At 42.1% G+C, this 26,904-nt stretch carries 29 protein-coding genes and 1 other RNA gene; 17 read left to right on the top strand and 13 right to left on the bottom strand.

The features are described from left to right. Positions 1-208: 208 nt before the first annotated feature. The 3 genes from D3222_RS06495 to smpB form a co-directional block, all read right to left on the bottom strand. Positions 209-529 (bottom strand): helix-turn-helix domain-containing protein, encoded by a 321-nt coding sequence (locus D3222_RS06495; protein ID WP_118985426.1) that lies wholly within the window; start codon positions 527-529, stop codon positions 209-211. 848 nt (positions 530-1,377) lie between these two features. Next, positions 1,378-1,741, bottom strand: a transfer-messenger RNA (tmRNA) gene (ssrA, locus tag D3222_RS06485). Between the two features lie 50 nt (positions 1,742-1,791). Next, positions 1,792-2,274, bottom strand: a complete 483-nt coding sequence (gene smpB / locus D3222_RS06480; RefSeq protein WP_015833415.1) for an SsrA-binding protein SmpB — start codon at positions 2,272-2,274, stop codon at positions 1,792-1,794. Between the two features lie 156 nt (positions 2,275-2,430). Between smpB and D3222_RS06475 the strand changes: the two genes are divergently transcribed. Both D3222_RS06475 and D3222_RS06470 read left to right on the top strand, forming a co-directional pair. After that, entirely contained in the window at positions 2,431-2,865 is a 435-nt protein-coding gene (locus D3222_RS06475; protein WP_118985425.1) for a type II toxin-antitoxin system RatA family toxin, read from the top strand. Beyond that, positions 2,858-3,151, top strand: coding sequence for an RnfH family protein (locus D3222_RS06470; protein WP_118985424.1), 294 nt, complete (start codon positions 2,858-2,860; stop codon positions 3,149-3,151). The genes D3222_RS06475 and D3222_RS06470 overlap by 8 nt, the downstream gene beginning before the upstream one ends. Before the next feature lie 54 nt (positions 3,152-3,205). Here the strand turns inward: D3222_RS06470 and bamE are convergent, their stop codons facing one another. The 3 genes from bamE to nadK form a co-directional block, all read right to left on the bottom strand. Beyond that, positions 3,206-3,553: an outer membrane protein assembly factor BamE gene (bamE, locus tag D3222_RS06465; RefSeq protein WP_118985423.1), complete on the bottom strand. Its 348-nt coding sequence runs from the start codon at positions 3,551-3,553 to the stop codon at positions 3,206-3,208. 113 nt (positions 3,554-3,666) lie between these two features. After that, positions 3,667-5,328 (bottom strand): DNA repair protein RecN, encoded by a 1,662-nt coding sequence (recN, locus tag D3222_RS06460; RefSeq protein ID WP_118985422.1) that lies wholly within the window; start codon positions 5,326-5,328, stop codon positions 3,667-3,669. A gap of 89 nt (positions 5,329-5,417) precedes the next feature. Further along, positions 5,418-6,296: an NAD(+) kinase gene (nadK, locus tag D3222_RS06455; RefSeq protein WP_118985421.1), complete on the bottom strand. Its 879-nt coding sequence runs from the start codon at positions 6,294-6,296 to the stop codon at positions 5,418-5,420. Between the two features lie 124 nt (positions 6,297-6,420). Between nadK and grpE the strand changes: the two genes are divergently transcribed. Further along, entirely contained in the window at positions 6,421-7,002 is a 582-nt protein-coding gene (gene grpE / locus D3222_RS06450; protein ID WP_118985420.1) for a nucleotide exchange factor GrpE, read from the top strand. Positions 7,003-7,070: 68 nt separating this feature from the next. Here grpE and ung read toward each other — a convergent pair whose 3' ends face one another. After that, positions 7,071-7,751 carry a uracil-DNA glycosylase gene (gene ung, locus D3222_RS06445; RefSeq protein ID WP_118985419.1) on the bottom strand — a complete coding sequence of 227 codons (681 nt, stop codon included), beginning with the start codon at positions 7,749-7,751 and terminating at the stop codon, positions 7,071-7,073. Positions 7,752-8,400: 649 nt separating this feature from the next. Here ung and D3222_RS06440 point away from each other — a divergent pair. Both D3222_RS06440 and D3222_RS06435 read left to right on the top strand, forming a co-directional pair. Further along, the gene (locus tag D3222_RS06440; RefSeq protein ID WP_118985418.1) at positions 8,401-9,417 is read left to right on the top strand and encodes a phospholipase; all 1,017 of its coding nucleotides are present in this window, start codon (positions 8,401-8,403) and stop codon (positions 9,415-9,417) included. Between the two features lie 15 nt (positions 9,418-9,432). Beyond that, on the top strand, positions 9,433-10,020 hold the full coding sequence (locus D3222_RS06435; RefSeq protein ID WP_118985417.1) for an ankyrin repeat domain-containing protein: 588 nt from the start codon (positions 9,433-9,435) through the stop codon (positions 10,018-10,020). Positions 10,021-10,058: 38 nt separating this feature from the next. On the opposite strand, the gene srmB is transcribed toward D3222_RS06435, so the two are convergent. After that, positions 10,059-11,396 (bottom strand): ATP-dependent RNA helicase SrmB, encoded by a 1,338-nt coding sequence (srmB, locus tag D3222_RS06430; RefSeq protein ID WP_118985416.1) that lies wholly within the window; start codon positions 11,394-11,396, stop codon positions 10,059-10,061. A gap of 153 nt (positions 11,397-11,549) precedes the next feature. On the opposite strand from srmB, the gene trmN reads away from it, so the two are divergent. Further along, complete coding sequence (gene trmN / locus D3222_RS06425) at positions 11,550-12,284, top strand: tRNA(1)(Val) (adenine(37)-N(6))-methyltransferase TrmN (protein ID WP_118985415.1); 735 nt, start codon at positions 11,550-11,552, stop codon at positions 12,282-12,284. A gap of 48 nt (positions 12,285-12,332) precedes the next feature. On the opposite strand, the gene nadB is transcribed toward trmN, so the two are convergent. Further along, positions 12,333-13,937 carry an L-aspartate oxidase gene (nadB, locus tag D3222_RS06420; protein ID WP_118985414.1) on the bottom strand — a complete coding sequence of 535 codons (1,605 nt, stop codon included), beginning with the start codon at positions 13,935-13,937 and terminating at the stop codon, positions 12,333-12,335. Positions 13,938-14,140: 203 nt separating this feature from the next. Between nadB and rpoE the strand changes: the two genes are divergently transcribed. From rpoE to acpS, 11 genes are all read left to right on the top strand, one after another. After that, the gene (gene rpoE / locus D3222_RS06415; RefSeq protein WP_118985413.1) at positions 14,141-14,710 is read left to right on the top strand and encodes an RNA polymerase sigma factor RpoE; all 570 of its coding nucleotides are present in this window, start codon (positions 14,141-14,143) and stop codon (positions 14,708-14,710) included. Positions 14,711-14,749: 39 nt separating this feature from the next. Then, positions 14,750-15,400: an anti-sigma-E factor RseA gene (gene rseA / locus D3222_RS06410; RefSeq protein WP_118985412.1), complete on the top strand. Its 651-nt coding sequence runs from the start codon at positions 14,750-14,752 to the stop codon at positions 15,398-15,400. 5 nt (positions 15,401-15,405) lie between these two features. Further along, positions 15,406-16,362 carry a sigma-E factor regulatory protein RseB gene (gene rseB / locus D3222_RS06405; protein ID WP_118985411.1) on the top strand — a complete coding sequence of 319 codons (957 nt, stop codon included), beginning with the start codon at positions 15,406-15,408 and terminating at the stop codon, positions 16,360-16,362. After that, on the top strand, positions 16,362-16,826 hold the full coding sequence (gene rseC, locus D3222_RS06400; RefSeq protein WP_118985410.1) for a SoxR-reducing system protein RseC: 465 nt from the start codon (positions 16,362-16,364) through the stop codon (positions 16,824-16,826). The genes rseB and rseC overlap by 1 nt, the downstream gene beginning before the upstream one ends. Positions 16,827-17,024: 198 nt before the next feature. Beyond that, positions 17,025-18,821 carry a translation elongation factor 4 gene (gene lepA, locus D3222_RS06395; RefSeq protein ID WP_118985445.1) on the top strand — a complete coding sequence of 599 codons (1,797 nt, stop codon included), beginning with the start codon at positions 17,025-17,027 and terminating at the stop codon, positions 18,819-18,821. A gap of 20 nt (positions 18,822-18,841) precedes the next feature. Beyond that, the gene (lepB, locus tag D3222_RS06390) at positions 18,842-19,822 is read left to right on the top strand and encodes a signal peptidase I (protein WP_118985409.1); all 981 of its coding nucleotides are present in this window, start codon (positions 18,842-18,844) and stop codon (positions 19,820-19,822) included. A gap of 177 nt (positions 19,823-19,999) precedes the next feature. After that, positions 20,000-20,680, top strand: a complete 681-nt coding sequence (rnc, locus tag D3222_RS06385) for a ribonuclease III (protein ID WP_118985408.1) — start codon at positions 20,000-20,002, stop codon at positions 20,678-20,680. Further along, positions 20,677-21,585 carry a GTPase Era gene (gene era, locus D3222_RS06380; protein ID WP_118985407.1) on the top strand — a complete coding sequence of 303 codons (909 nt, stop codon included), beginning with the start codon at positions 20,677-20,679 and terminating at the stop codon, positions 21,583-21,585. The genes rnc and era overlap by 4 nt, the downstream gene beginning before the upstream one ends. A 10-nt stretch (positions 21,586-21,595) precedes the next feature. Continuing rightward, a complete protein-coding gene (gene recO, locus D3222_RS06375; RefSeq protein ID WP_118985406.1) occupies positions 21,596-22,321 on the top strand; it encodes a DNA repair protein RecO in 726 nt (241 codons plus the stop codon). A 68-nt stretch (positions 22,322-22,389) separates the two neighbouring features. Beyond that, on the top strand, positions 22,390-23,121 hold the full coding sequence (gene pdxJ / locus D3222_RS06370) for a pyridoxine 5'-phosphate synthase (protein ID WP_118985405.1): 732 nt from the start codon (positions 22,390-22,392) through the stop codon (positions 23,119-23,121). Continuing rightward, positions 23,121-23,501 (top strand): holo-ACP synthase, encoded by a 381-nt coding sequence (acpS, locus tag D3222_RS06365; RefSeq protein WP_118985404.1) that lies wholly within the window; start codon positions 23,121-23,123, stop codon positions 23,499-23,501. The genes pdxJ and acpS overlap by 1 nt, the downstream gene beginning before the upstream one ends. Positions 23,502-23,503: 2 nt before the next feature. Here the strand turns inward: acpS and D3222_RS06360 are convergent, their stop codons facing one another. From D3222_RS06360 to D3222_RS06345, 4 genes are all read right to left on the bottom strand, one after another. Then, on the bottom strand, positions 23,504-23,764 hold the full coding sequence (locus D3222_RS06360; RefSeq protein ID WP_118985403.1) for a YfhL family 4Fe-4S dicluster ferredoxin: 261 nt from the start codon (positions 23,762-23,764) through the stop codon (positions 23,504-23,506). Positions 23,765-24,216: 452 nt separating this feature from the next. Next, a complete protein-coding gene (locus D3222_RS25860) occupies positions 24,217-25,047 on the bottom strand; it encodes a phage tail protein (RefSeq protein WP_232832425.1) in 831 nt (276 codons plus the stop codon). Between the two features lie 354 nt (positions 25,048-25,401). Next, a complete protein-coding gene (locus D3222_RS06350; RefSeq protein WP_118985402.1) occupies positions 25,402-25,836 on the bottom strand; it encodes a tail fiber assembly protein in 435 nt (144 codons plus the stop codon). Between the two features lies 1 nt (position 25,837). Then, complete coding sequence (locus D3222_RS06345) at positions 25,838-26,656, bottom strand: phage tail protein (protein WP_049582183.1); 819 nt, start codon at positions 26,654-26,656, stop codon at positions 25,838-25,840. Positions 26,657-26,904 lie beyond the last annotated feature (248 nt).

The raw sequence follows: 26,904 nt of genomic DNA, 5'->3' as shown, positions 1-26,904 counted from the left end.
TTGTGAGTCATACACATAATAACATTGGGATGCCTTTTTAAATGCGGTATCAATCAGCGCTACGGGGTTGTGTTTCGATGGTCTGAAACACAATTATCTCGCCCGCAACATGCGGGCTTTTTTACACCTTCATAGAGCTTGAATACAATTCTGATATTAAAGAATGGACAATGAGTGTAATAAGAAACTGATAATTCAGAGTGTTATATTAGTTTAGTGGTTTAAAAGTTGTCGTTACTTTTTCGGATATAGAAATAACTGATGTGATATCGGAATTGTTTGGTAAATCATGTCGGACGGTTCGTTTGATAGGCTGCTTATTTTCGTCAAAATACCGACTGGGCCATATTTCAGCAGGGGTGACACCAATTTCCTGAGCAATCAGTAATTCCCCTTTAGGCCAGGGGCGCGTTAAAGCATTGGCTAATGTTGAAGAACTTAAGCCGTGCTCTCTGGATAATGATGCCAGCGTTTTATTCTTCTTACGTATCGCAGCGATAATATCGGCGGTGTGCCAGTCTTTTTTCATATTCCTGCTTACCTCTTTGGTGGTGGCGATTCAAACAGGGTTCGCAGTACTGGGATTCATCAAACCAGCGAGACGTTAGTCTCCCCTGCCTGAACCGCCATAGAAGGTGCGATAGCAGGCACACTGGTAAATAGTCTTTACCAGTGTTGATGAATCCAAGGCTGCGACCCCTTGACCATCGGATTTTGCCGATGGCGACACTACTTTAACCGATTGTATTATCTGACTCAAGAATCAAATAAATACCTTAGTGACGGTTTGTCTCACTTTGCTTATGACGAAATAAGCGAACTTATGACGAAAACGGCACTACACCGCACCCGCCTGCATGTTTTGGATCAAAAAATTTTTTCAGTTTTAAAATCTTACAAGTCAAACTGCCAAACCGCACCAGAACTGGCGGTGTGAGAGAAATCACAAACTGAAAGGTTTGAAAAGATTTTCAGGAAATTTCAGTTTTTGGATCAAAAGAAGACAACGGAGAAAATTACAATGCAATGATATTAAAGGAAAAATTATATTTTACATGAAAAATAAGATCATGAAGGAAAGCCGTGCATTTATCATAGAAATCAGATAGGGCGCGGCTTTACAGGATATACAGAACTGAAATTATTTTCTCCTTTTGCATTATGACAAGGAGAAAGTGAAAGCATTAAAGTGTGTTTAATTCATTAATAAGTGCAGGGTTACGTTCAAGCATCTTAAGTAATTTCAGTGATGAATCAGCAGGAATACAGTGGTGCAGGTAGTGTCCATTGATGCCCATAAAAATAAAATGGGTGGACGTAAAGTGGACATAGACAAAGAAAAAGGGGCTACGTTCTCACGTAACCCCTTGATTTATTTGGTGGAGCTGGCGGGAGTTGAACCCGCGTCCGAAATTCCTACATCCTTGGTACTACATGCTTAGTCTAATCTTTACATTCGCTTGCCAGCTGCGGATAGACACGCCACTAACAAACTAGCCTGATTAGATTTAACGCTTCAACCCCAGGCAAGGCATCCACGCGATCTCTTTTGGGTTTGACCTCTCTTGATCCCCGTCCTAAGAGCGGAGGCTAGGGAGAGAGGGCTCTGCGCAGGTTATTAAGCTGCTAGTGCGTATTTTTCGTCGTTTGCGACTATTTTTTTGCGGCTTTTTACGAGGCCAACCGCCCCTCGGCATGCACCTTGGGTTTCGCGAATCCCGTCGAATCCAGAATCAGCCCCAAGTGTCTTAGACGCAAGTATATCAGAACACTAAACCATAATACCAGAATTTATCGCCCGGCATTCTTCATAATACGTGCTTTGTCTAATTTCCATTCACGTTCTTTGATGTCCGAACGTTTGTCGTGTGCCTTTTTGCCTTTCGCTACGCCAATTTTGACTTTGCACCAAGCATTTTTCCAATAGAGAGATAAGGCAACAACGGTATAACCTTCACGATTGACTCGACCATATAATGAGTCAAGTTCGCGCTGATTAAGTAAGAGTTTGCGTGAACGCATTGGATCACAGACGACATGGGAAGAAGCTACATTTAATGGGGTGATGGTGGCACCAAAAAGATAAGCGTCGCCATCTTTGAGCAAAACGTAACTGTCGCTGATGTTGGCTTTACCAGCGCGCAGCGATTTGACTTCCCATCCTTGTAACGAGAGACCCGCTTCAAATTCTTCTTCAATGAAGTATTCGTGACGAGCTCGTCTATTCATGGCAATGGTTGCCGAACCGGGTTTGTGTGCTTTTTTCTTTGTCATAGTGTATGCATTATACTGAATGCTTTGGTGAAAGAAATCTTTTCCCGTGCATATTTGCCGATTAATGAGTGTTTATTGCATTATATGCTGACAGATTTTTCTTTGATCACGTATAGGTGATATTATTTGCTACAATTAAGCCTTACAGGAAATTATATGCCACAGATTAGTCGCTCTGCGTTAGTACCGTACAGCGTGGAACAAATGTACAAATTGGTCAATGATATCGGTTCTTATCCGGATTTTTTACCGGGGTGTGTTGGCAGTCGTGTGTTGAGTGTTAGCAATAACGAAATGACTGCATCAGTCGATGTTTCGAAAGCGGGTATAAGTAAGACCTTTGTTACCCGGAATATTCTGGCCGATAACCAAAGTATTAATATGCAACTGGTCGACGGGCCTTTTCGTAAGTTAATGGGAGGCTGGCAGTTTATACCATTGAGTGAAGATGCCTGTAAAGTTGAATTGCGCCTTGATTTTGAGTTCACTAATAAACTGATTGAATTGGCTTTTGGTAAGATTTTTAAGGAACTTGCCGGGAGTATGGTGCAGGCTTTTACTTTGCGTGCACGCGAGGTTTATCGTGTCTGATATCAATGTCGAAGTTGTTTATGCATTGCCTGATCACCAATATCTGCGTACGGTGAAATTGTCTCAAGGTGCAACTGTTGAGCAGGCAATAGTTGCATCAGGTTTGCTGGCTTTGCGTAATGATATTGATTTGCAAAAGAATAAAGTCGGAGTTTATAGCCGTCCTGTCAAGTTGACGGATATTTTGGAAGAGGGTGATAGGGTGGAAATTTACCGCCCATTATTGGCTGATCCAAAAGAAATGCGTCGTAAACGTGCTGAGCGGGCTAAAAATAATGCTCAATAGTTATCATAGACAGTCAGCGATCTATTTTTTGACTGACTGTCTATATTTCTTTGGTTATTTAAGATCTTCGGTAAGTGAATTTTCGTTTTTAATGTCAGTTAGTACACCATTACTGTCAAATGTCAGGGTCAGCGTTTGCTGAGTCACTTTTTCGTGCCCAGGTTGCTGACGAAATACATAAAACCACGTTTGAGTCCCAAATGGGTCTTGTAACATTGGTGTTCCTAATGTGTAAGCTACCTGTTGCTGGGTCATTCCCTTGTGGATTTTTGATACACTAGCCGGTGTTAGGTAGTTTCCCTGATTAATGTCAGGGCGATAAACAGCCCGTTCCAACGTAGAGCAACCCGCAGTCAGCATAACGAATGATACAGCAGCGGCAGTCAACATTTTACAGCGCATGGTAATTACATTCCTTTAGGAGTCAGGGTGTTGATAATAATAGACCTTGACGAGATTGAAAACCTTTACAAGCTTTAGCTATGACCTTAAATATACGCAAAAGTTGTATCAAATTACGCTGCTAGCAGCTCTTTGGCGTTTGCCAGGGTATTTTTTGTGACTTCACTGCCTGCGAGAAGCCGCGCCAGCTCTTGTAATCTGGCTTTTTTATCCAGCAGCTGCATTTGAGTTTCAGTTTCTTCACCGTCAGTTTGTTTACTGACATAAAAATGTTGGTGACCACAACCAGCTACTTGAGGCAGGTGAGTGACGCACATAACCTGTGTAGATTCGCCTAATTCACGTAACAGACGGCCGACAATTGCAGCTGTTGGGCCGCTGATACCGACATCCACTTCATCGAAAATCAAAGCGGATGTTTCCATTTTTTTAGCTGTTATAACCTGAATTGCCAACGCAATACGGGAAAGTTCACCACCTGAAGCGACTTTTGCGAGAGATTGGTGGGGTTGACCAGGGTTGGTGGTGACATTAAATTCAACTCTGTCTGAACCGTCGGCATTCAGATGTTCTGGTGCAAAAGAGACATCAATGGTAAAGCGACCATGAGGCATGGCGAGTTGATGCATACTGTGGGTAATGAGTTCACTTAATTCTTTGGCATATTGCTGGCGAACCAGATGTAATCTTTCTGCAACTTCCAATGCCTGCTTATGGTGTTTATTAACCTGTTCACTAAGGTGAGTGCAGTCATCTTCTTGCCGCGCCAGTAATTGCTGCTCTTCTAATAATTGTTGATGCAGTGAAGGAAGTTCTTCCGGTACAACGTGGTGTTTACGGGCCACTCTAATTTGTTGTGAAATTTTTTGTTCCAATTCAAAGAGACGATTTGGATCCATATCCAGTTGATCGCCATAGTGGCGGAGTTCGTCGCTGACTTCATTAATTTGAATGGATGCATCTTCCAGCATAGTAAGTAATTGGCTGAATTTATCATCCATAGTGATGAGTTCTGCCAGTTCGTGTTTAGCGTAATTCAGCAGACTGATAATATTTTGTTCATCGTTATCACTGAGTAACTGGAGTGCAGTTTGGCTGACGGATAATAGCTGACCACGGTTTGCTAGCCGTTTATATTCATTATCTTGTTCCTGATATTCACCTGGTTGCGGTGCCAGCTCATTGAGCTCTTTTAAGTGATACTCCAGTAACTGTTGACGAGATTGACGTTCAAGTGCCTGTTGTTGGAATCGAGCTAGATCCTGACAGCTTTGGTGCCATTGCTGATACGCTTGTTTCATTTCATTTTGCAGATTGGATTGATTAGCGTAAGTATCAAGCAGGCATTTTTGGTGACCATTATTCAATAGTAATTGATGGGCGTGCTGACCATGGATTTGAATAAGGTGGGTACCTAATTCACGTAATTGGGAAAGTGGTACGGCAGTGCCATTGATAAAGCCTCGGGAACGGCCATCTGACGTTATTGTGCGGCGTAGTAAGCATTCATTGCTGTCATCAAGTTGGTGGTTTTCTAACCATTGCCGAGCAGAAGGCGTATCAGAAAGAGAAAAGCGGGCACAAATATCAGCACGAGAAGCCCCGCTACGCACCATATTGGCTTCACCACGATTACCCAGGCATAAACCTAACGCATCAATTGCGATGGATTTACCTGCGCCGGTTTCACCGGTGATGGCTGTCATACCTGGCTGGAAGTCAATTTCAAGCTCACGAACAATGGCAAAATTGCTAATGGTTAACTGGGTGAGCATCACACTTCTCCTGTGTATAAAAACACCTCTGTATCTTCATACAGTATAAACTGGTTTTTTATACAGTAAAGTGGTGAAACCTAAATTTTTTAGAACATTTTTTTAGACCAGCTTAGTTTTGTACTTAATGTATTGAAGTAATTATAGTCTTTAGGATGAATGAGATTGAGCTTCTGTTTGCTGCGGCTAATAATGACATCCTCTCCATCCTGTATAGGTAGAACTATCTGGCTATCGCAACTGACTTCATAATCGTTGCTATTTTGGGAAAATTTCAGCCTGATGCTGCTTTCACTACTGATAACCAATGGGCGGGAAGACAATGTATGTGGAAACATCGGTACTAGGACGATAGCATCCAGATTAGGCGTCAAAATTGGCCCGCCTGCCGAAAGCGAGTAAGCTGTGGAACCGGTTGGCGTTGCGATAATCAGCCCGTCAGAACGTTGGGAAAAGGCAAAGCGTTCATCGATATAGACTTCGAATTCAATCATATGTGCCACTTTCCCCGGATGGAGTACGACTTCGTTGATTGCGGTACTGATACGGGGTTTTTGGCCGTTTCTTCTGACTTGGGCTTCTAGTAGGAAACGGTGTTCGTTCCGATATTCACCATCCAATACTTCAGAAAGTTGTTGCAAAGCATTATCAGGATCTAAATCTGTCAGAAAACCCAGATTGCCTCTGTTAATGCCAATGACTTTAATGTCATAGCGGGAAAGGACTCGGGCAGCGCCCAACATATTGCCGTCACCACCAACAACGACAGCTAAATCAGCTTGTTTACCAATTTCGGTCAGACCGCCAGTTAGTACATCTTTTAAACCAATGTCTTTGGCTACTTGACGATCAATAATGACAGAGTAACCTTTGGATTTTAGCCAATGATAAAGCATTTCATGAGTAGCAAGTGCTTCTGGGTGGCGAGGATGACCAACAATACCTATGCATTTGAATTTTTTATTCATCGTTATAATTTCCTTCTAGCAAGAGGTTTTATCCTCACAATACGGCGGGTTCCCTTGAATCCCCAATTTAGATCCCCATAATAGGCTAAGTAGCGAGATTAATGCCAAATACGCGGAGATATTCATGAGTAGTAAAGAACAAAGAATACCTGACGAGCAAGTCTCGGAAGATATGGAAGTTGTATCTGAACAGCAAAACAGTGCGGATAAAGCAGAAGCATCAGAGACTGAAAGCGTTGTTGATCCGCGTGTCGCAGAGCTGGAAGAGCAGCTCAAGCAGGCGCAACAGCGTGAACGTGATGCTATTTTGCGTGCTAAGGCTGAAGTTGAAAATATCCGTCGTCGTACTGAGCAAGATGTGGAAAAAGCCCATAAGTTTGCGTTAGAAAGATTTGCCAATGAACTGCTACCAGTGATTGATAATCTTGAGCGCGCTTTGGAGGCAGCAGATCGTACTAATACCGAAATAGCACCTATGATTGAAGGCATTGAGCTGACGTTGAAATCTTTCCTTGGGGCTGTGGGTAAATTTGGTATCGAAGTTGTTGGCGACACAAATATTCCTTTTAATCCTGAAGTTCATCAGGCCATGACCATGATGGAATCCGATCAGCATGAGCCGAATCATGTCATGATGGTCATGCAGAAAGGGTATACCTTAAATGGCCGTTTGTTACGCCCGGCAATGGTAGCCGTATCGAAGTAATTTTAGCTCAGTAGTAATTTTAGTTCAGTAATAAGTATCAATGCCGCTCCAACTGGGGCGGCATTTTTTTACCGTGGCAATTCAGGTGTCCAGTTAATTGGCGCGATGCTTTGTTTTTCTAGCAATGCATTGGCTTTTGAAAAGTGTTTGCAACCAAAGAACCCTCTGTGGGCAGATAGTGGAGATGGGTGGGGTGCTTTGAGAACATGATGTTTATTAGCATCAATAAAGTTACCCTTTTTCTGTGCATGGGACCCCCAAAGCAGAAACACGACGCCTGAACGGTGCTCGTTGATAGCAGCAATGACTTTATCAGTGAAAGTTTCCCAACCCAGATTTGCGTGGGAGTGTGCATTACCACGTTCTACGGTGAGTACGGTATTGAGTAGCAACACCCCTTGTTTGGCCCAACTGATTAGGCAACCGTGATTTGGATGCTGGAAGTCAGGTATATCGGATGCCAGTTCTTTGTACATATTAACCAGTGAAGGTGGTGCAGGAATACCCGGTTGCACAGAAAAAGAGAGACCGTGTGCCTGATTAGGGCCGTGGTAAGGGTCTTGCCCAAGTATCACAACCTTAATATCAGTCAATTCGGTGTAGCGGAATGCATTGAATACATCCTGTTGTGGCGGATAAATGGTTTTACCTGCCTGACGTTCTTTTGCGACATAAGCCAGTGTGTCGAGAAAATAGGGTTGTTTTTTCTCATTACCGATTACGTCGTGCCATGTGAGAAGTGCGGACATAGCAAATCCTTTTTTATATGATTACCAAATGGATGTTAGCTTACCGATTACAAAATCAGAGGAAAACCTTTGATGCACACTAAAACTAAATTCTTGATAACTATTTCAATGTTGTAAAGTATTTTTGAAAGTTTATCCAAAGAATTGCTTTGTGGTTAGCCATAAAAACTTATTTAAAACATAAGATAGCAATATGTTTTGTAGTAACTATATGAAATTAACTGATCTGAATCAATGAATATCCTCATTCATGTGGGGATACTGAAATGAGATATATTGGTTTGACCAAATAACCAAGATAAATTCTTGATAATTTTATTTACTGTGTGAACGTTAGAGATAGAAATGATTACGGGTATTCAATACTGTGAAGGCCAGATTGTGGTTAAGGATGAGCTGGATTATTTGAATATCGTATGAAACCCAAACGGTATGTGTTGTAAACCGTTAGTTCACTTTGATTCTTTCTTTGGCTATTTATTGATAAATAATAGGTAGAAATTTTTCTGTTATCAGAGAGAAGAATCACAGTTGATTAACTTTGTTAACAAAGTTTAAACATTGATTTAACCTAATGGCATTCCCTGCCGATAGATTAGTTGTACTGATTAAATCGTCGATTATTTTCAGCTATCCTTAGGGGAATTTTATGAGTTTATCAATTGAAATGAATCTGTCAGTCGATTCAAGTTTTCCCGTTTTAAATAATCTTCAACTTGTTACACCGCCTTCTGTTCCAGACCAGAATATTGAAAAAGCGACTACTGAGGTTTTTTCCTTCTCGGAAACAACTAAACAGAATAATAGAGTCTATCAATCATTAATTAACGAGCAGAGTATTAACATTAATTTAAAGTCAATCACAGGAATTAAGTCTGAGCAAATTAGAGGTAAGCAATCCCATGAAATTGATTATATGTTGACTTTAATTTCTGATGATGTCTACATAAGCACCACTATGGGAATAGGTGATTATGTTCGTCTTTCTGATGGTGAATTATTAAAGGCAGGAATAGAACCGGCAAATTTAAGGGATAAAACAACGGGTTTTCAGGCGGGTATTTATCGGAATGATGATCTCTATATAGTTGCTTTTGTGGGCACTAATGATTTGAAGGATATATTAACTAATTTACGACAAGGTTTTGGATTTGATGAAGCTCAATACCATCAAGCCATTGATTTAGCTCGTGCTGCCAGAATGGCATTTGGGGAAAATTTGTTATTTACTGGACACTCTTTGGGAGGTGGATTAGCAGCGACAGCCGCATTATCAGTTGGAAAGCCTGCGGTAATATTTAATTCAGCCGGTGTTTCTGACAATATGATGAAAAATTTGGGTTTTTCACCTCAAGAGGGTAGGGCTATCGCTGAAAATGGATTGGTACGTCATTATATTGTGGAGCATGATTTACTTGATGCATTACAACAGAAATTGCCAGTATCTCAGCCAATAGGACATAAAATCTTACTGAAATATAATGATGATTCAGGAGAGTCAGGTCAAGGGTTTCCTAATAATCTGATACGTGGATTAAAAGCACATTCTCTTGAAAAGGTGCTGGAATTATTAACGATATACAAACCTTGGTCATCTTTAAATGATGAACAGCAAGAAGAATCTCTAGTCATGCTTAATGAATCGGATCTGAGCGTTTCCGCATAATTAAAGAGAGGCACGATGAAAATTGGTGAAGTAATTGAGCCTGAATCGGAACAGGATTGTCAGCGGAGTGAAGAAAATATAACCCCGTTACAATGGGCGATATTCAATCAGCAAATGGATGATGTTAATAATTTGCTGAAGGAGGGCGCTGATCCTACTCAACCTGGTTTGCAACAAGAAAGTGCTTTACATACGGCTGCAAAAATCAACAACCCTGATTATCTTAAATCTTTGTTAACAGTCGCGTCGGATGTAAATATTATGCATCCTGTAACTTTAGCAACACCTTTACATGTTGCGGTTCAGGTGGGGAGAGAAATGCAGGTCGAATTACTGTTGGTCGCCGGTGCTAATCCCAATCAAACTAATCGGATTGGGGATACTCCGTTACATATTGCAGCCAAAATTAATTCGCCGAAACTGGCATTGATATTGTTGAATTCAGATGCTGATCCTAAATTGCAAAATAAACAGCAGCTAACGTTCCAAGCGTATTTTAATCTCACACCGCTAAAAGTGCGGAGCGGTGAGATGCAAGCGGAATATGAGAAAGTCAATTATTGGCTGAAAGCTCAGCAAGTCAGCCAATATTATTTGAAATAAAATATAAACGGGCTAATCTAATCGGCCCGTTTAAAGATTCACTCATCGCTACTGGCTGAGGCTTCCGGTTTTGGATTCCCAGAAGGTTTACGGCGTTTGCCGATATTTTTGCTATCTCGATGGCGTATTTTGACTTTTTTCTTTGATTCTTCCGCTTTCTTTTTCTCTTTGCGTTTAGCCAATACTTTTTTCGATGGCTTATTGAGGGCTTTGTCACTCGGTGCTTTGGTTGTTGGGCGAAGCTCATCAACAACTCGTGACTGTAGTGGTTCATTCAGATAGCGACTGATTTTGCCTAATAAAGGATGATCATGTGCTTCCACTAAGGTAATTGCAGTACCTTTGCGACCTGCACGAGCTGTCCGGCCGATACGGTGTAGATAAATATCCGCAGTGCGTGGTAAATCGAAATTGAAAACGTGACTGATATCATCAATATCCAATCCACGGGCGGCAACATCCGTTGCAACCAGAACAGTAATGCTGCCATCATTCAGGCGTTTAACCGCTTCTGTCCTCTTCGCTTGTACCATTTCCCCTTCAAGGAACCGGGCTTTAATACCGGCTTGATGCAATTCATCCACAAGTTCGTGCACACGTTCACGTTTGCGAACAAAAATAATGGATTTAGTGACATCGGGTTGTCTTAGTAAATGGCAAAGCAGGGCTGTTTTGTGTGCCAAATTATCTGCACGGTAGTAAAATTGCTGGATTTTTTTGCGTTCACGACGTGACGGTTCTGCATCAATCTCAACTGGGTCTTCCAATAAACGTTCAGCAAAATCACGAATGGCTTCCCCTTCCAGCGTCGCGGAGAATAGCATGGTCTGCTTGCGCCAACGGGTTTCACCCGCTATGGTTTCAATATCGTTGGCAAAACCCATATCCAGCATACGATCGGCTTCATCAAGGATCAGTGTTTCAACTGCCCGGCAATCAAAGTTTTCTTCCTTGATATATTGCAGCAGACGGCCGGTAGTGGCGACGACAATATCTTGATTTTCGCTGAAAATTTCTGCGTGATTCATATAGGCTACGCCGCCAGTAATGGTAGCGATATCCAAATTGGTATGCGCAGCGAATTCTTTTGCCTGATCTGCCACTTGCATAGCCAGTTCACGGGTAGGTGTCAGGATCAGAATGCGTGGTGGCCCAGATTTTTTGCGTGGAAAATCCAATAAATGTTGCATGGCTGGCAGCAGGTAAGTTGCGGTTTTACCAGTACCGGTAGGTGCTGATCCTAGTACATCACGCCCATCCATTGCTGCCGGAATAGCAGCAGCCTGAATTGCTGTTGGGCGGGAGTAACCTTTATCATTTAGGGCGTCAAGCAGGCGTTCATCAAGCTCGAGCTCGGAAAAATTTGTTGCAGTCATTATACACCTCTGTTTAGGTCGCCGATTATAAACAGGTTGGGCGTATTGTTCATCTATTAAAGTGGTTAGTTAAGGTAGATAGCTTTTACCGAAACATAATAACCTTTATCCTATGGCGAAATTTTTTTGTGCTAACTGATGTAGGTTATTAATTTGAAACAGAAACGACCTTTACGCCGGGACGGATTTACTTTCAAGCAATTTTTTGTTGGTCATGATCGGTGTGCGATGAAAGTCGGGACTGATGGCGTTTTATTGGGGGCATGGGCTCCGGTGAGTGGCAAAAAAGCGATTTTAGATATTGGTTGTGGCAGCGGACTCATTGCGTTGATGCTAGCACAGCGTACGGATGAAAATACTAAAATTGACGCCGTGGAGCTGGATACCGAGGCTGCATTGCAGGCACAAGATAATGCAGAACAATCTCCGTGGCGGAGAAAAATAGATGTTTATCCGCAGAATATTGGTGATTTTGCTAAACGGTATTCACAGTGTTATGACTTAATTGTCAGTAATCCACCCTATTTTGAACTGGCTGTTGCTTGTCGAAATGAGGCAAGGGAACAGGCTCGTTATACGGGGTCGCTGACTCACCAGCGGTTATTACAATATGCAGAGACATTGATTACACCGGATGGCCTGTTTTGTGTGGTATTGCCATATGCCATTGGTGAGGAATTTGAAACAATGGCATATCATCTGGGTTGGTTTTCCCATCATCGGGTCAACATCCGCGATAGGCAAGGCAAACCGTTGCATCGGGTGTTATTGGCATTTTCCCGTAAGGAAAAAACGGGTTTAATCAGTGAATTGACTATTCGTCAGCTAGACGGTGCATATACGCAAGAATTTCAGCAATTGGTGACGGATTTCTATCTCTATTATTGAACATAATCACGCCGGAGCGTGGTTATGCGGAGGTTTTGCCAGCAAAAATCAGGGTGTCAGAATCGTTGGTTTTGATTCTGGCAGTAAATCGGGATAATCCAGTGTGAAATGCAGACCTCGACTCTCTTTTCTTTCTAGCGCACAACGTACGATTAATTCAGCGATTTGCACCAGATTTCGTAATTCCAGCAGATTGTTGGAAATCCTGAAATTGGAATAATAATCGTGAATTTCCTGTTGCAGCATATTAATACGGCGCAGTGCGCGTTCCAGGCGTTTGGTTGTACGCACAATGCCGACGTAATCCCACATAAATAGACGTAATTCGTGCCAGTTGTGCTGAATGATGACCTGTTCATCTGAATTGTCAACCCGGCTTTCATCCCAGAAGGGAAGTTGCGGTACTTCTTCTATTGTTTCAATCTGTTGTTGGATATCCTCGGCAGCAGACCAGCCAGACACCAGGCATTCCAGCAGAGAGTTAGATGCCATACGATTTGCGCCGTGCAGACCCGTATAGCTGACTTCACCGATAGCATATAAGTTGTTGAGGTCAGTATGTCCCTGATGATCGACAACAATACCACCGCAGGTGTAATGCGCGGCAGGAACGATTGGAATCGGCTCTTTTGTTAGATCGAAGCCCATTGTCAGTAATTTTTCATAAATCATTGGAAAATGCTGGATAATGAAATCCGCTGGTTTATGGCTAATATCTAGAAACATGCAGTCAGCACCAAGGCGTTTCATTTCGTGGTCAATCGCTCGTGCTACGATATCGCGAGGGGCTAGTTCAGCACGTTCATCAAAATCAGGCATAAAGCGGCTGCCATCTGGGCGTTTTAGATATGCACCTTCACCTCGTAGGGCTTCTGTCAATAGGAAATTGCGCGCCTGTGGATGAAACAGGCAGGTCGGGTGAAACTGGTTAAATTCCAAATTGGCGATACGGCAGCCTGCACGCCATGCCATTGCAATGCCATCACCGGATGAGATATCGGGATTTGTCGTATATTGATAGACTTTAGCTGCGCCGCCTGTTGCCAGTACAACAACCTTAGCGCGATAAGTTTCCACCTGTTCTTGTTGGCGATTCCAGATATAAGCGCCGATGACTCGGTTATCACCACCTAACCGGGCCTTATTTGACGTAATTAAATCAACTGCATTGCAGCGCTCTCTCACCGTGATATTCGGATGAGACATCGCTTTATCAACCAGTGTCGTTTCTACTTCTTTGCCGGTTGTATCAGCATGATGCAGAATACGGCGATGGCTGTGACCACCTTCACGGGTCAGATGATATTGTTTTTCTCCATCTTCGTTGGTTTCTGTATCAAACATAACACCTTGATCAACCAACCATTGCACGCAATGACGGGCATTGATGGTGATAAATTCAACAGCGTTTTTATCGCAAAGCCCTGCTCCGGCGATCAGGGTATCTTCAACATGAGATGCGATACTGTCTGTTTTATCGAATACAGCGGCGATACCACCCTGTGCATAATAAGATGCACCTTCGCTAAGAATACTCTTACTTAATACAGTGACTTTATATTGTGAGGCGAGTCGTAAAGCCAGAGATAGGCCGGCGACACCGCTGCCTATAATAAGTATATCGCTGTAATGTTGAGAGAATAATGATTGCATAATTGATGATGTATGAATGAAGATGGGTAAAAATCATGTTAGCCTATCAGATATGATAAAGGCTATGATTGCAACAAAATGATGACAGAAATTGAACTTCGCAGAATTTTATTACTCAAAGTCATGCTTGCTCGGAAATAGGACATCATGGTTAGTTCAGTAAATATCAATGTGGAGCTTTGCTTCGGGAGATTTAACCTCGGATGAGCGAGCAGTTAACGGATCAAATGCTGGTCGAACGAGTGCAGAAAGGTGACCAACAGGCGTTTAACCTACTGGTAGTCAGATATCAGCATAAAGTGGCGAGCCTTGTATCCCGCTATATTCCGCAGGGTGATGTGCCCGACGTTGCTCAGGAGGCATTTATTAAAGCCTATCGGGCATTGGCTTCGTTTCGTGGCGATAGTGCTTTTTATACTTGGTTGTATCGTATTGCAGTCAACACTGCGAAGAATTATTTGGTTTCTCAAGGGCGCCGTCCTCCATCCAGTGATTTGGATGCCAGTGACGCAGAAAATTATGAAACTTCAAATGCACTAAAAGAAATTTCGAACCCTGAGAATTTAATGTTGTCAGAAGAATTAAGGCAGGTGGTTTTCCGAACCATTGAATCTCTTCCTGAAGATTTGCGAATGGCAATAACGCTAAGGGAATTAGATGGGTTAAGCTATGAGGAAATAGCTGCCATTATGGATTGTCCGGTAGGTACGGTTCGTTCCCGTATCTTCCGTGCAAGGGAAGCCATTGATGATAAAATTCAACCACTGATTTAAAATTAAAAATAGTGGAACAATACTGAAGGGTACTTTGGCATGCAAAGAGAAAAACTTTCCGCACTGATGGATGGCGAAACTCTTGATAGTGAAGTCGTTAGTATTTTGTCTAAAGATTCTGTTATGCAGAAACACTGGGAAAATTACCACTTGATCCGTGACACATTGCGAGGTGATGTGACGGAAGTATTGCATATGGATATTGCTAGCCGGGTTGCATTGGCACTTGAAAAAGAGCCAGTTCATTCTAACCTTGGGGCTGTTCCTGAATCTCAGCCTCAACCAGAAACCTGGCAAAAAATGCCGTTCTGGCACAAGCTTCGCCCTTGGGTGAATCAAATGACTCAAGTGGGTGTTGCAGCCTGTGTTTCGCTAGCAGTATTGGTAGGTGTACAACAGTACAACAGTCATAGTGCTGAGGATCTTGAATATCAAGCTGATACGCCGGCATTTAACACCTTGCCAATGATGGGATCGGCTTCTCCGGTGAGTTTGGGAGTGCCTTCCGGTGATGATGTATTTGGCAATGATCAACGCATTCAAATGCAGGAGCGTAATAAACGTATTAACATCATGCTGCAACAATATGAACTCGATCGCCGTGTGCATTTTAAGCAAAATGATGAGCGGGGAATTTCACCACAGGTTGCTATTCCGGTTCCCGGAACGCAATCTTTAGGAACACAATAGCAGTAATGAAACATATTTGGTTCTCCGTCTGTTTGCTGGCGGGCAGCCTGTTTGCTCCTTTACAAGCCTCGGCGCAGCTCAGCAGCGCTGAGGTTTTGTTGCAGGCGATGGGTAATGCCACTCAGTCTCTAACTTACGAGCTTGCTTTTATTAATCTCAACCAGCAGGCTATTGTCTTAGTTCGTTATCGCCACGCCGTTATCGACGGTATTCCAATCGCTCAAATTATGCAGATGGATGGTTCTCGTAGGGAGATTGTCCAGCGTGGTAATGAGATCAGTTATTTTGAACCTGGATTGGATGCTTTCAGTCTTAGCGGTAATCATATTATTGATTATTTACCGGCCGTCATTTTTGCTAACTTCAATCAGTTGAAAAAATATTACAATTTCATTGATGTTGGTCGTACCCATATCGGTGATAGACCTTGTCGGGTTGTACGCATCACCTCTAAAGATGAAGTGCGTTATAATTATATCTTACTGATCGACGAAGAAACTCATTTACCATTACGTATTGATTTACTTGATCGTGATAGTGAGGCACTGGAACAATTTAGGGTTGTTTCTTCTACCATCGGTGGGGATATCAATGATGCAATGAGTGTGATTACTCGTTTGAATATGCCACCAATGCTGGTCATTTCACCGTCGGAGAAGGTTATATTCAATTGGAAAGTGGGTAAATTGCCGGCTGGTTTCATTGAGGTTTCGCGTAACCGTCGTAAATTGTCAAATAGTGGCACACTTGAATCTATGATGTTCAGTGATGGTTTATTTAGCTTTTCTGTGAATGTGACTAATGCTGATAAAACCGGTAAGTTGGAATATCCTCTTCGTCGTGGGGCCCGCACGATTTATAGTGCAATACGTGGCGCAAATGAGGTGACAATTATTGGTGAATTACCATTGGCGACTGCCAAGCGTATCGCCGCTGGTGTCGCATTTATAGGAGCTGACTGATGGTTAAAGAGTGGGCAACAGTAATTCACTGGCAACAGGGACGGGCATTATTACGTTATGGTTCCTCTTCTGGTTGTGGCAGTTGTCAGGCGCGAGCAACGTGTGGTTCTTACTTACTTAATAAATTAGGGCCTGATGGCATACATCAGCTTGAACTTGAGATTTTACAACCGTTGCAACCAGGGCAAAAAGTGGAAGTTGGGATCCCGGAAGGGAGCTTGTTGCGTTCGGCATTGCTGGTTTATCTGACTCCGCTTATTGGGCTATTCCTTGGTGGTGCACTTTTTCAGTTATGGGTGACCAATCAATTATGGGTGTTTTGTGGTGGTGTTTTAGGCGGCGCGTTAGGATTCTTCTTTGCCCGCGGAATTGCCACTTACTGGGATAATCGTCAGGAATATCAACCTGTCGTTTTACAAATCGGCTTGCCTCCTGATGCCATTCACATTCAGCATCGGGAATAAATCTGTTTTAATCATCCAAAGCATTTAATTTACTAACTCATACTTTAAAGCCGCAGGCATGACTAGGTTTTCGTAGATTTGGCATGTAGAATACAGCCTTTCAGGCCGGTGGCCGACCTAATAAACCGTCGCTTTATGTCCCTCTGCGTGTCCATTAGGCGAATGATTCAGAAATATCAAGGCAGAAAAATATTTATAATGAAGCAAATACGAAATTTCTCCATTATTGCTCACATTGACCACGGTAAGTCGACGTTATCTGACCGTATTATTCAAATTTGTGGTGGCTTAACAGATCGTGAGATGGCAGAGCAAGTGCTAGATTCAATGGATCTTGAGCGTGAGCGTGGTATCACCATTAAGGCCCAGAGTGTTACCTTGGATTACAAGGCGAATGATGGGCAACTCTATCAATTAAACTTTATCGATACGCCGGGGCACGTTGATTTCTCATATGAAGTTTCCCGTTCACTAGCTGCCTGTGAAGGGGCATTGCTGGTGGTTGATGCTGGACAGGGAGTGGAAGCCCAGACGCTGGCTAACTGTTATACCGCGTTGGATATGGATCTAGAAGTTGTTCCTGTTCTGAATAAAATCGATTTGCCGGCGGCGGAGCCTGAGCGTGTAGCGGAAGAGATCGAAGATATTGTCGGTATTGATGCTACTGATGCAGTGCGCTGTTCAGCCAAAACGGGTGTTGGTGTACAAGATGTCATTGAGCGCTTGGTTAAAGAGATTTCCGCACCAGAAGGCGATCCTGATGCGCCATTACAGGCACTTATTATCGACTCATGGTTTGATAACTACCTTGGTGTTGTCTCTCTGGTTCGGATTAAAAACGGTACCCTGCGTAAGGGTGACAAAATCAAGGTGATGAGTACCGGTCAGGTGTATAACGCTGATCGTCTTGGAATTTTCACACCTAAGCGTGTTGACCGCGATGTACTGGGTTGTGGTGAAGTGGGTTGGCTGGTGTGTGCGATTAAAGACATTCTTGGTGCGCCCGTGGGGGATACATTGACGCTGGCCCGGCAGCCAGCGCAAAAACCACTCCCAGGCTTTAAGAAAGTCAAGCCACAGGTTTATGCTGGGTTGTTTCCTATCAGCTCTGATGATTATGAGGGATTCCGTGATGCATTGGGTAAGTTAAGTCTGAATGACGCATCCTTGTTCTATGAACCGGAAAGCTCGACTGCACTCGGTTTTGGTTTCCGTTGTGGTTTCCTTGGCCTGCTACATATGGAGATCATTCAGGAACGTCTGGAACGTGAATATGATCTTGACCTCATTACCACTGCGCCAACGGTTGTGTATGAAGTGAAAACGACCAGCCACGATGTTCTCTATGTGGACAGCCCATCTAAGCTGCCACCACTGAATAATATTGAAGAGTTACGTGAGCCGATTGCCGAGTGTCATATGTTGTTGCCCCAGGAATATTTGGGGAATGTCATTACGTTGTGTATTGAAAAGCGCGGGGTGCAAACTAACATGGTTTACCACGGTAAACAGGTTGCACTGACTTACGAAATACCGATGGCGGAAGTGGTTTTAGACTTCTTCGATCGATTGAAATCTACCTCTCGCGGTTATGCTTCACTGGATTATAATTTCACTCGTTTCCAGTCATCTGATATGGTTCGTGTGGATGTATTGATTAACACTGAACGAGTTGATGCATTGGCGTTGATTACGCACCGTGGCAATGCACAGTACCGTGGCCGGGAACTGGTGGAGAAGATGAAAGAACTTATTCCTCGTCAGCAGTTCGATATCGCAATTCAGGCTGCGATTGGTAATCATATTATTGCTCGCTCAACAGTGAAGCAATTGCGTAAAAACGTCTTGGCGAAGTGTTATGGTGGTGACGTCAGCCGTAAGAAAAAGCTATTGCAGAAACAGAAAGAGGGTAAGAAACGCATGAAACAAGTGGGTAACGTTGAGTTACCACAGGAAGCTTTCTTAGCCATTCTTCATGTTGGTAAAGACAATTAATAAGCTTGTAAGGAGTCTAAATGGCTAACACTTTTGCCCTGATCCTAACGCTGGCAACGTTAGTCACCGGCATTATTTGGTGTATTGATCGTTTCAAATGGGCACCAGAGCGCAAGAAAAAACTTGCCAGATTGCAGGAGCTGACTGAAGGTACAATGGATCAGGAGCATCTGGCTGAGACTATTAACAAGCCAACATGGGTGGATACCTGTTCATCTATTTTTCCTGTGTTAGCCGTGGTTCTGATCCTGCGCTCTTTTGTTTATGAGCCTTTTCAGATCCCATCGGGTTCCATGATGCCGACTTTATTGATAGGTGATTTCATTCTGGTAGAGAAATATTCATACGGATTGAAAGACCCTATCACTCAAACGACACTGATTAAGACTGGCGCACCAAAGCGTGGTGATGTTGCTGTATTTAAATACCCGTTGGATCCAAGTCTTGACTACATCAAACGGGTGATTGGTTTACCCGGTGATAAAATTATTTATGATCCGGCAAAGAAAGAGTTGCGTATTTTTTCTAATTGCAGCAAAACAGGGAATTGTCAGGAAGAATTACCGGTTTCTTACGGTTCACTATTCCCAAGTGAGTGGACAATGCAGCAATATGGTGTCGATTCCAATGGTGAAAGTTTGAGAAAGGTAGGTGTTTTCCAAATCCCCGTTGAAGAAACGTTGCCACCTTACAGTATGCGGCAGGGTGAACGGATTGAGAATTTGGACGCAGTGACCCATCATATTTTGGAGATTCCAGGTGTACTATCGGTACCTAATTTCCGTCAGCCTGGCTTGCCAGAGGGAATGTGGATTGTGCCCGAAGGTCACTATTTTATGATGGGCGATAACCGTGATAATAGCGCTGATAGCCGTGCATGGGGCTTTGTCCCTGAGAAAAATCTGGTCGGTCGCGCTTCAGCCATCTGGATGAGTTTTGAAAAACAGGAAGGGGAATGGCCTACCGGAGTTCGCTTCAGCCGTATTGGTGGAATTAATTAATATTTTTATATTAGCGAAGCATTAATTTTACTCGCAGTGTAGAATGTCCTTCCAAACTTAATGGCTGGCTCCTGTAAGGGGCCAGTGCAAACGCAACAGTTTTGTCGGGGGGTTCCTGTAACAGGTCTGTTGCGTGTGCGTTTTTATTTGACGAATTCTGACCGATATTGGTAGCACATGAATCCCATCGTAATTAACAGATTGCAGCGTAAGCTGGGGTACACTTTTGAGCAGCATGATTTGCTGATACAAGCGTTAACTCATCGTAGTGCCAGCAGTAAACATAATGAGCGGCTGGAATTTCTTGGTGACTCAATCCTGAGTTTTGTTATTGCCAATGCGTTGTATCATCGTTTTCCTCGTGTTGATGAGGGGGATATGAGCCGCATGCGTGCCACATTGGTGCGCGGTAATACGCTGGCTGAATTGGCAAGGGAATTTGAATTAGGTGAATGCCTTCGTTTGGGGCCGGGGGAACTGAAAAGCGGCGGCTACCGTCGTGAATCAATACTGGCTGATACGGTTGAAGCACTGATTGGTGCTATCTTCCTTGATAGCGATATTCAGACTATTGAAAGAATTATTCTGAGATGGTACGAAACCCGCCTGAATGAAATCAGCCCTGGCGACAAACAGAAAGATCCGAAAACCCGTTTACAGGAATATTTGCAAGGGCATCATCTGCCTCTGCCATCATATCTGGTTGTTATGGTTCGTGGTGAAGCTCACGATCAAGAATTTACTATTCACTGTCAAGTGAGCGGTATTGAACAGCCGGTTAAAGGAACAGGCTCCAGCCGTCGCAAAGCGGAACAGGCAGCGGCTGAGCAAGCATTAAAACAACTGGAGCTTGAATGAGCGAACAAGAAACCTATTGCGGATTTGTTGCAATAGTTGGACGGCCTAATGTGGGAAAATCCACGCTGTTAAATCAGCTTTTAGGCCAGAAAGTGTCCATCACTTCCCGTAAACCGCAGACGACCCGTCACCGTATTATGGGTATCCATACTGAAGGTGCTTATCAGACTATTTATGTGGATACGCCTGGATTACATATTGAAGAGAAACGGGCGATCAATCGGCTGATGAACCGAGCAGCCAGCAGTTCTATCGGTGATGTGGAATTGGTCATTTTTGTTGTTGAAGGGACTCATTGGACCCCGGATGACGAAATGGTAGTGAACAAGCTGCGTAATTTGCGTTGTCCGGTTTTGCTGGCTATTAATAAAGTGGATAACGTGACCGATAAAACCAGCTTGTTGCCACATATTGGTTTTCTCAGTAACCAGATGAGTTTCCTTGATGTTGTCCCAATGAGCGCTGAAAAAGGCATGAATGTCGATACGATTGCTAAAATTGTGCGCGGATATATACCGAAAGCGGCTCATCATTTTCCGGAAGATTATATTACTGACCGTTCTCAGCGGTTTATGGCTTCTGAAATTATCCGAGAAAAGCTTATGCGTTTTCTGGGTGATGAATTGCCATATTCTGTCACGGTTGAAATTGAGAAGTTCGTGGCGAATGAGCGCGGTGGTTACAATATCCACGGTTTGATTCTGGTTGAACGTGAAGGTCAGAAGAAAATGGTTATTGGTAATAAAGGCAGTAAAATCAAGACTATTGGTATTGAAGCCCGTCAAGATATGGAAAGGTTGTTTGATGTAAAAATCCACTTGGAACTGTGGGTTAAAGTTAAAGCGGGTTGGGCTGATGATGAGCGAGCGCTACGTAGCTTGGGTTATGTCGATGATTTGAAATAAGGCATCATCTGTGGACGGCTGGCAACGTGTTTTTGTTCTTCATGGGCGTCCTTACAGTGAAACTAGTCTGTTACTAGATCTGTTTACTGAAAATGAAGGGCGGATTAGCGTGTTGGCAAGAGGTGCGCGTAGCCGTCGTTCCAATTTGAAAGGCTGCTTGCAGCCATTTACCCCGTTGCTGGTTCGTTGGAGTGGACGGGGGGCGGTTAAAACGCTGCGTGATGCAGATCCTATCTCTCTGGCCCTTCCTCTTACCGGCAGTGTGTTGTACAGCGGTTTATATATCAATGAGTTGTTGTCAAGAGTGCTTGAACAGGGGACGGCTTATCCTGCTTTATTCTTTGATTATCTCCAATGCTTGCAGGTTCTTGCTGCCAGTGAATATACACCGGAACATGCGTTACGTCGGTTTGAATTGGCGTTGTTGGCAAATCTTGGTTATGGCGTTGATTATCTGCATTGTGCGGGCAGTGGTGAACCTGTAGCCGACACGATGACCTACCGTTATAGAGAAGAAAAAGGATTTATCGCTAGCTTGGTTGTTGATCATTACAGTTTTACCGGGCGCGAATTAAAATCACTGGCAACGCGTGAATTCCCTGATTCTGCAACATTAAAGGCAGCAAAGCGTTTCACGCGTATTGCATTAAAACCTTATTTAGGTGGCAAGCCTCTGAAAAGTCGTGAATTATTTCGGCAGTTTGTACGTCAGAAGCCTGAAAAGAAAGAAAACTAATGAATTTGTTTCTCTTCAAGATGGAAAGTGTAAACTTGTCACATTCAATATGACTACAGGAGAGAAATATGGCTGAAGTATTATTAGGCGTTAATATCGATCATATTGCGACAGTGCGCAATGCTCGTGGTACCAATTATCCTGATCCGGTTCAAGCGGCTTTTGTTGCGGAACAGTCGGGAGCAGATGGCATCACCATTCATTTACGTGAAGATCGCCGTCATATTACCGATCGGGATGTAGAACTGTTGAAAAAAACTATCCAGACTCGGATGAACCTTGAGATGGCCGTGACAGATGAAATGGTGGATATTGCCTGTCGTATTAAACCTGAATTTTGCTGTTTGGTACCTGAAAAACGTCAGGAAGTGACAACAGAAGGGGGCTTAGATGTTATTGGTCAGAAAGATAAAGTTGCTGCGGCGGTTAAGCGTCTATCTGATGCGGGTATTCTTGTCTCGTTATTTATTGATGCGGAACATCGACAAATTGATGCGGCTAGTGAAGTTGGCGCACCTTTCATTGAGATTCATACGGGTGCTTATGCCGATGCAGAAAATGAAGTAGAACAGGAAAAGGAGTTTCATCGTATTAAAGTAGCCGCGACTTATGCAGCGAGTAAAGGTCTAACGGTTAATGCCGGTCATGGTCTGACATATCATAATGTACAACGCATTGCTGCTCTGCCAGAAATTTATGAGTTGAATATTGGTCATGCCATTATTGGACGTGCGGTATTCAGTGGTTTGACTGCTGCTGTGGCAGATATGAAAACCCAAATGCGGAAAGCTCGCCGTTAATGGCTATTATTGGGTTAGGTACGGATATTGTTGAAATTGCCCGTATTGAAGGGGTTGTCGAGCGCTTAGGTGAGCGCTTGGCAAAACGTATTCTCAGTGACTTGGAATGGGAACAATATCAGCAACATGAAAAACCGGTTCGCTTTCTGGCTAAGCGCTTTGCGGTAAAAGAAGCCGCAGCAAAGGCACTGGGAACGGGTATCCGTAATGGGCTGGCATTTAACCAGTTTGAAGTGCTTAACGATGATTTGGGAAAACCCATTTTGCGGCTCTATGGTGCAGCCGCAGAATTAGCACAGAAACTGGGAGTAACCTCTTTGCATGTCACATTGGCTGATGAGCGTCGTTACGCCTGCGCGACAGTTATTCTGGAAAGTTAATTTCAGATTTTATCGGCATGATGTAATAGCACAAATTTATCCCACAATTGTTCTTCTGTTTCTTGTCGGTCTGGATCGGTAATAATGGTATTATTTATCGGACAGACTGATTGGCAAGTTGGCGCATCATAATGACCGATGCATTCAGTGCAACGATCAGCATCGATTTCATAAATCTCATCTCTCATTGATATCGCCTGATTGGGGCATTCGGGTTCACACATATCACAATTGATACAGCTTTTTTTGATTAATAACGACATTTTAATAACTTAGTTTATTTTTCATTTTATACCAGTGTGTTATCGTCAATTTTAATTTCTTACTCTTACACACTTATTGTATTTTTATACGGCATAAATTACATTGAAAAACCAAGTCTGGCAACAAAAAACCATAATATATGAAATTTTTCTGTCTTAGAAAACTTTTATGTGTGAATTGTATTGTGTGGTTATCCATATGGAAAATATGTCAAGGACGTGTAAAATTTCCAATATTATGTAGTTAATAGGTCTTGAGAAAGAATAGCTTGAATAATAACAGAATATTTATAACCTATAGTATTATAGTATAAAATTCCAAAGACCGGATGTTATTCTAATCCCGGTCTTCTTGTTAATTATGATAATGGCGCAATTGACCAATCAAATTCCGATGCTTTATCAAAATAATTCTAAAATCTGAGATAGATAACAACTATGAATGTTGAAAGTTAATTATCTGATACCCCTACTACGAATATGCGTACAGGTGGAAAGCTTGTATCGCGAGACTGCCAATGTGATATTATTACTAGGTTTTCTTTATTGATTTTTAATATTTCAGCTCCTTCGCCATAGTTACCTCCACTGATATATCCTCCCATGCTGGAAAGTATAGCATGAGGTTCATAAGAGTATGCAATTGGGTATGTGATAGTGAATTTTCCCTCGTTAGCTAAATTTGGAGCCTTTGCATATACAGATTGGAATAAGAGATATTTTCTCTTTAATCCACTAAAAAATGGAATTTTAAAGGTCATGAAATTATTCCCTTGTGTAAACAAAGGAGTACCTGCCAATAATAATTCCAATAAACCGAGATTTTTCACAAACTCATTTTTATTGGGAATATCTGCACCATTTTGGTTTTTGGCCAATTTGCCGTTAATATTATCATTTATATCGGAAACAAGTTTCTGAGTTGCGGCCAGTGTATTACTATTGCCAATGATATCTGTGAGTTGAACAATACCTTTTTGTGTTAATGAGGCATCAGGAATTTTTGTTGTGATTTTTTGTTCTAACGCTTTATTTAATTGTGCCGTGAGTTTGGTGATATTACCATCATCCAAAACATCACTGCCAGATTCTGTCGCAATAAAATCAGCTACAACAGATGATATTGTGGAAGATTGGCGTAATGCTTTATTTAATATATGAGTAGTGATACTTTCTGGGGGAAACCCAGTTTGTAAATTCTCACTTTCTTCGTATCTTTCTTGACTCACTACATTAGCATTATTTCTAATAGAAAACGCTTTAAAATCATTCTTTTTACTCATGTATTTTTCTCCGATTAAGTACTGAATTTTACAAGCAATATAGTGATTTTTTATAAAAATAACTTCTCCCCATTCACGCCAGTTATAGTTTAGTTAGAAAAAAGAATAATGGAATATTCTTATAGCTTATAGGGTTAATTATTTTTCATATATTTTAGTAATAAATAATTTCCATGTTGAAAGGTTTGTTCTGGAAAATAAATTTCAATTATGGATAAGGTCACTAATATCGCATGAGCTAACAAATATTGGCGGAGGATAGATTGTATGATAACAGAGTATTTATCGCTGTAGTATTGGTGATAATACAATGATTAAGACCGGGCCCTGCCTGAATCCCGGTCTTTTTATTAATTACGATAATGGCGTAATTGGCCAGTCAATTTCTGGTGCGTTTGACGTATCAGCCCGATTAAGCATGACTCGGTATTTTTTCCACTCTTTAAGTAACAATGTTTCTTCATTTGTGGCTATATCAAGTTCGACCGCATCAGCAAGCGGCGTTATTTTTTCATTTGCAAGAGATATAAATTGCGCTTTTTGGCTTTCCGCTATGGATATCAATTCCTTTTTTGTCGGGGGTGGAATATCTTCCCAACAAGGGAGACTATCTTCGCCAAAGGACAGTATTTTTCCTTCTGGTGGTATTCCAGAGAACTTATGGAATATGTCATCAGTTACAGATATGGGATCGTTTGGCCATGAGTCTGCTTCAATGTAATCTTGCTGTAATGATAGCGGATAAAATGCTTTATTTAATGCGCTAAATACATAGTTTTTATCATTCATATTAATACCCTATTGCTCTATAAAATGCTGCTACAGGAATTTGTAAATTTGGAATACTGCTAAAACATTGGAATTGGCTATTATTGACCGTCATTATTGAAAATATGCCGGCATGTTGAGGTGCATTACCAACGTGAGTTAACGTGACGTTGAGACATTTATTCGGGAATGGGATTGGAAAGTGATTTAAAGCACCAGATTCGGCATAAGCATTGCCTTTAACTGATGCTATTCCCCACATTTCAATTAAACCTGAAGGTAATTTCTGCCATCCGACCTGATTCAGGTTAGAGGTGAAAAACGACATATTAGGTACCTGATTTTCACCATTCCCTATTGTTATATTTGTTGAATCTGATAAACCAAGGTTCTTTATAAACTCAGCTTTATTAGGAATGTCTGCGCCGTTTTGGTCTTTTGCCAGAGCATTATTACTTACATCAGAAACAAGCTTCTGAGTTGCAGCGAGTGTATTACTGTCGCCTATTTGATCTGTGAGCTGAATAATTCCTTTTTCTGTTAATGAGGCATCGCGAATTTCTGTTGTGTTTTTTTGTTCTAAGGATTTCTTAAATTGGGTGGTGAGTTTGTCTATATCCCCATTATCCAGAACGTCTTCGCCAGATTGTGTTGCGATAAAATTAGCGACGACAGTGGATATGGTTGATGACTGACGTAATGCCTTATTTAATAGTTCAGCGGTAATATCTCCTGTTGGAAATCCAGTTTGCAATTTTTGTTCTTTTTCATATGCTTCTTGCTTCACTATATTTGCATTGTCACTAACAGAAAAAGCCTTAAAATCATTCTTTTGACTCATATATTTTTCTCCAATTAAGTACTGCATTTTATAAACAATATAGTGAATTTTTATAAAAATAATTTTTCCCTATTCACTCCAGCTACAGTTTAGTTAGAAAAAAGAATAATGGAATATTCTTATAGCTTATAGGGTTAACTATTTTTATATAATTGGTGGTAATGAATATGTTAATGATTTGTAATCTAAAATATTTGCATTTGATATTTGAAAGTGATTTTTATTAATTCCATTTGTGGTCTGAGAAG

Source organism: Photorhabdus sp. CRCIA-P01, from assembly GCF_003545805.1.
Lineage (GTDB): Bacteria > Pseudomonadota > Gammaproteobacteria > Enterobacterales > Enterobacteriaceae > Photorhabdus > Photorhabdus antumapuensis.
Note: the sequence above shows the minus strand (reverse complement) of the source record. Positions and strands in the feature narration are given on the sequence as shown.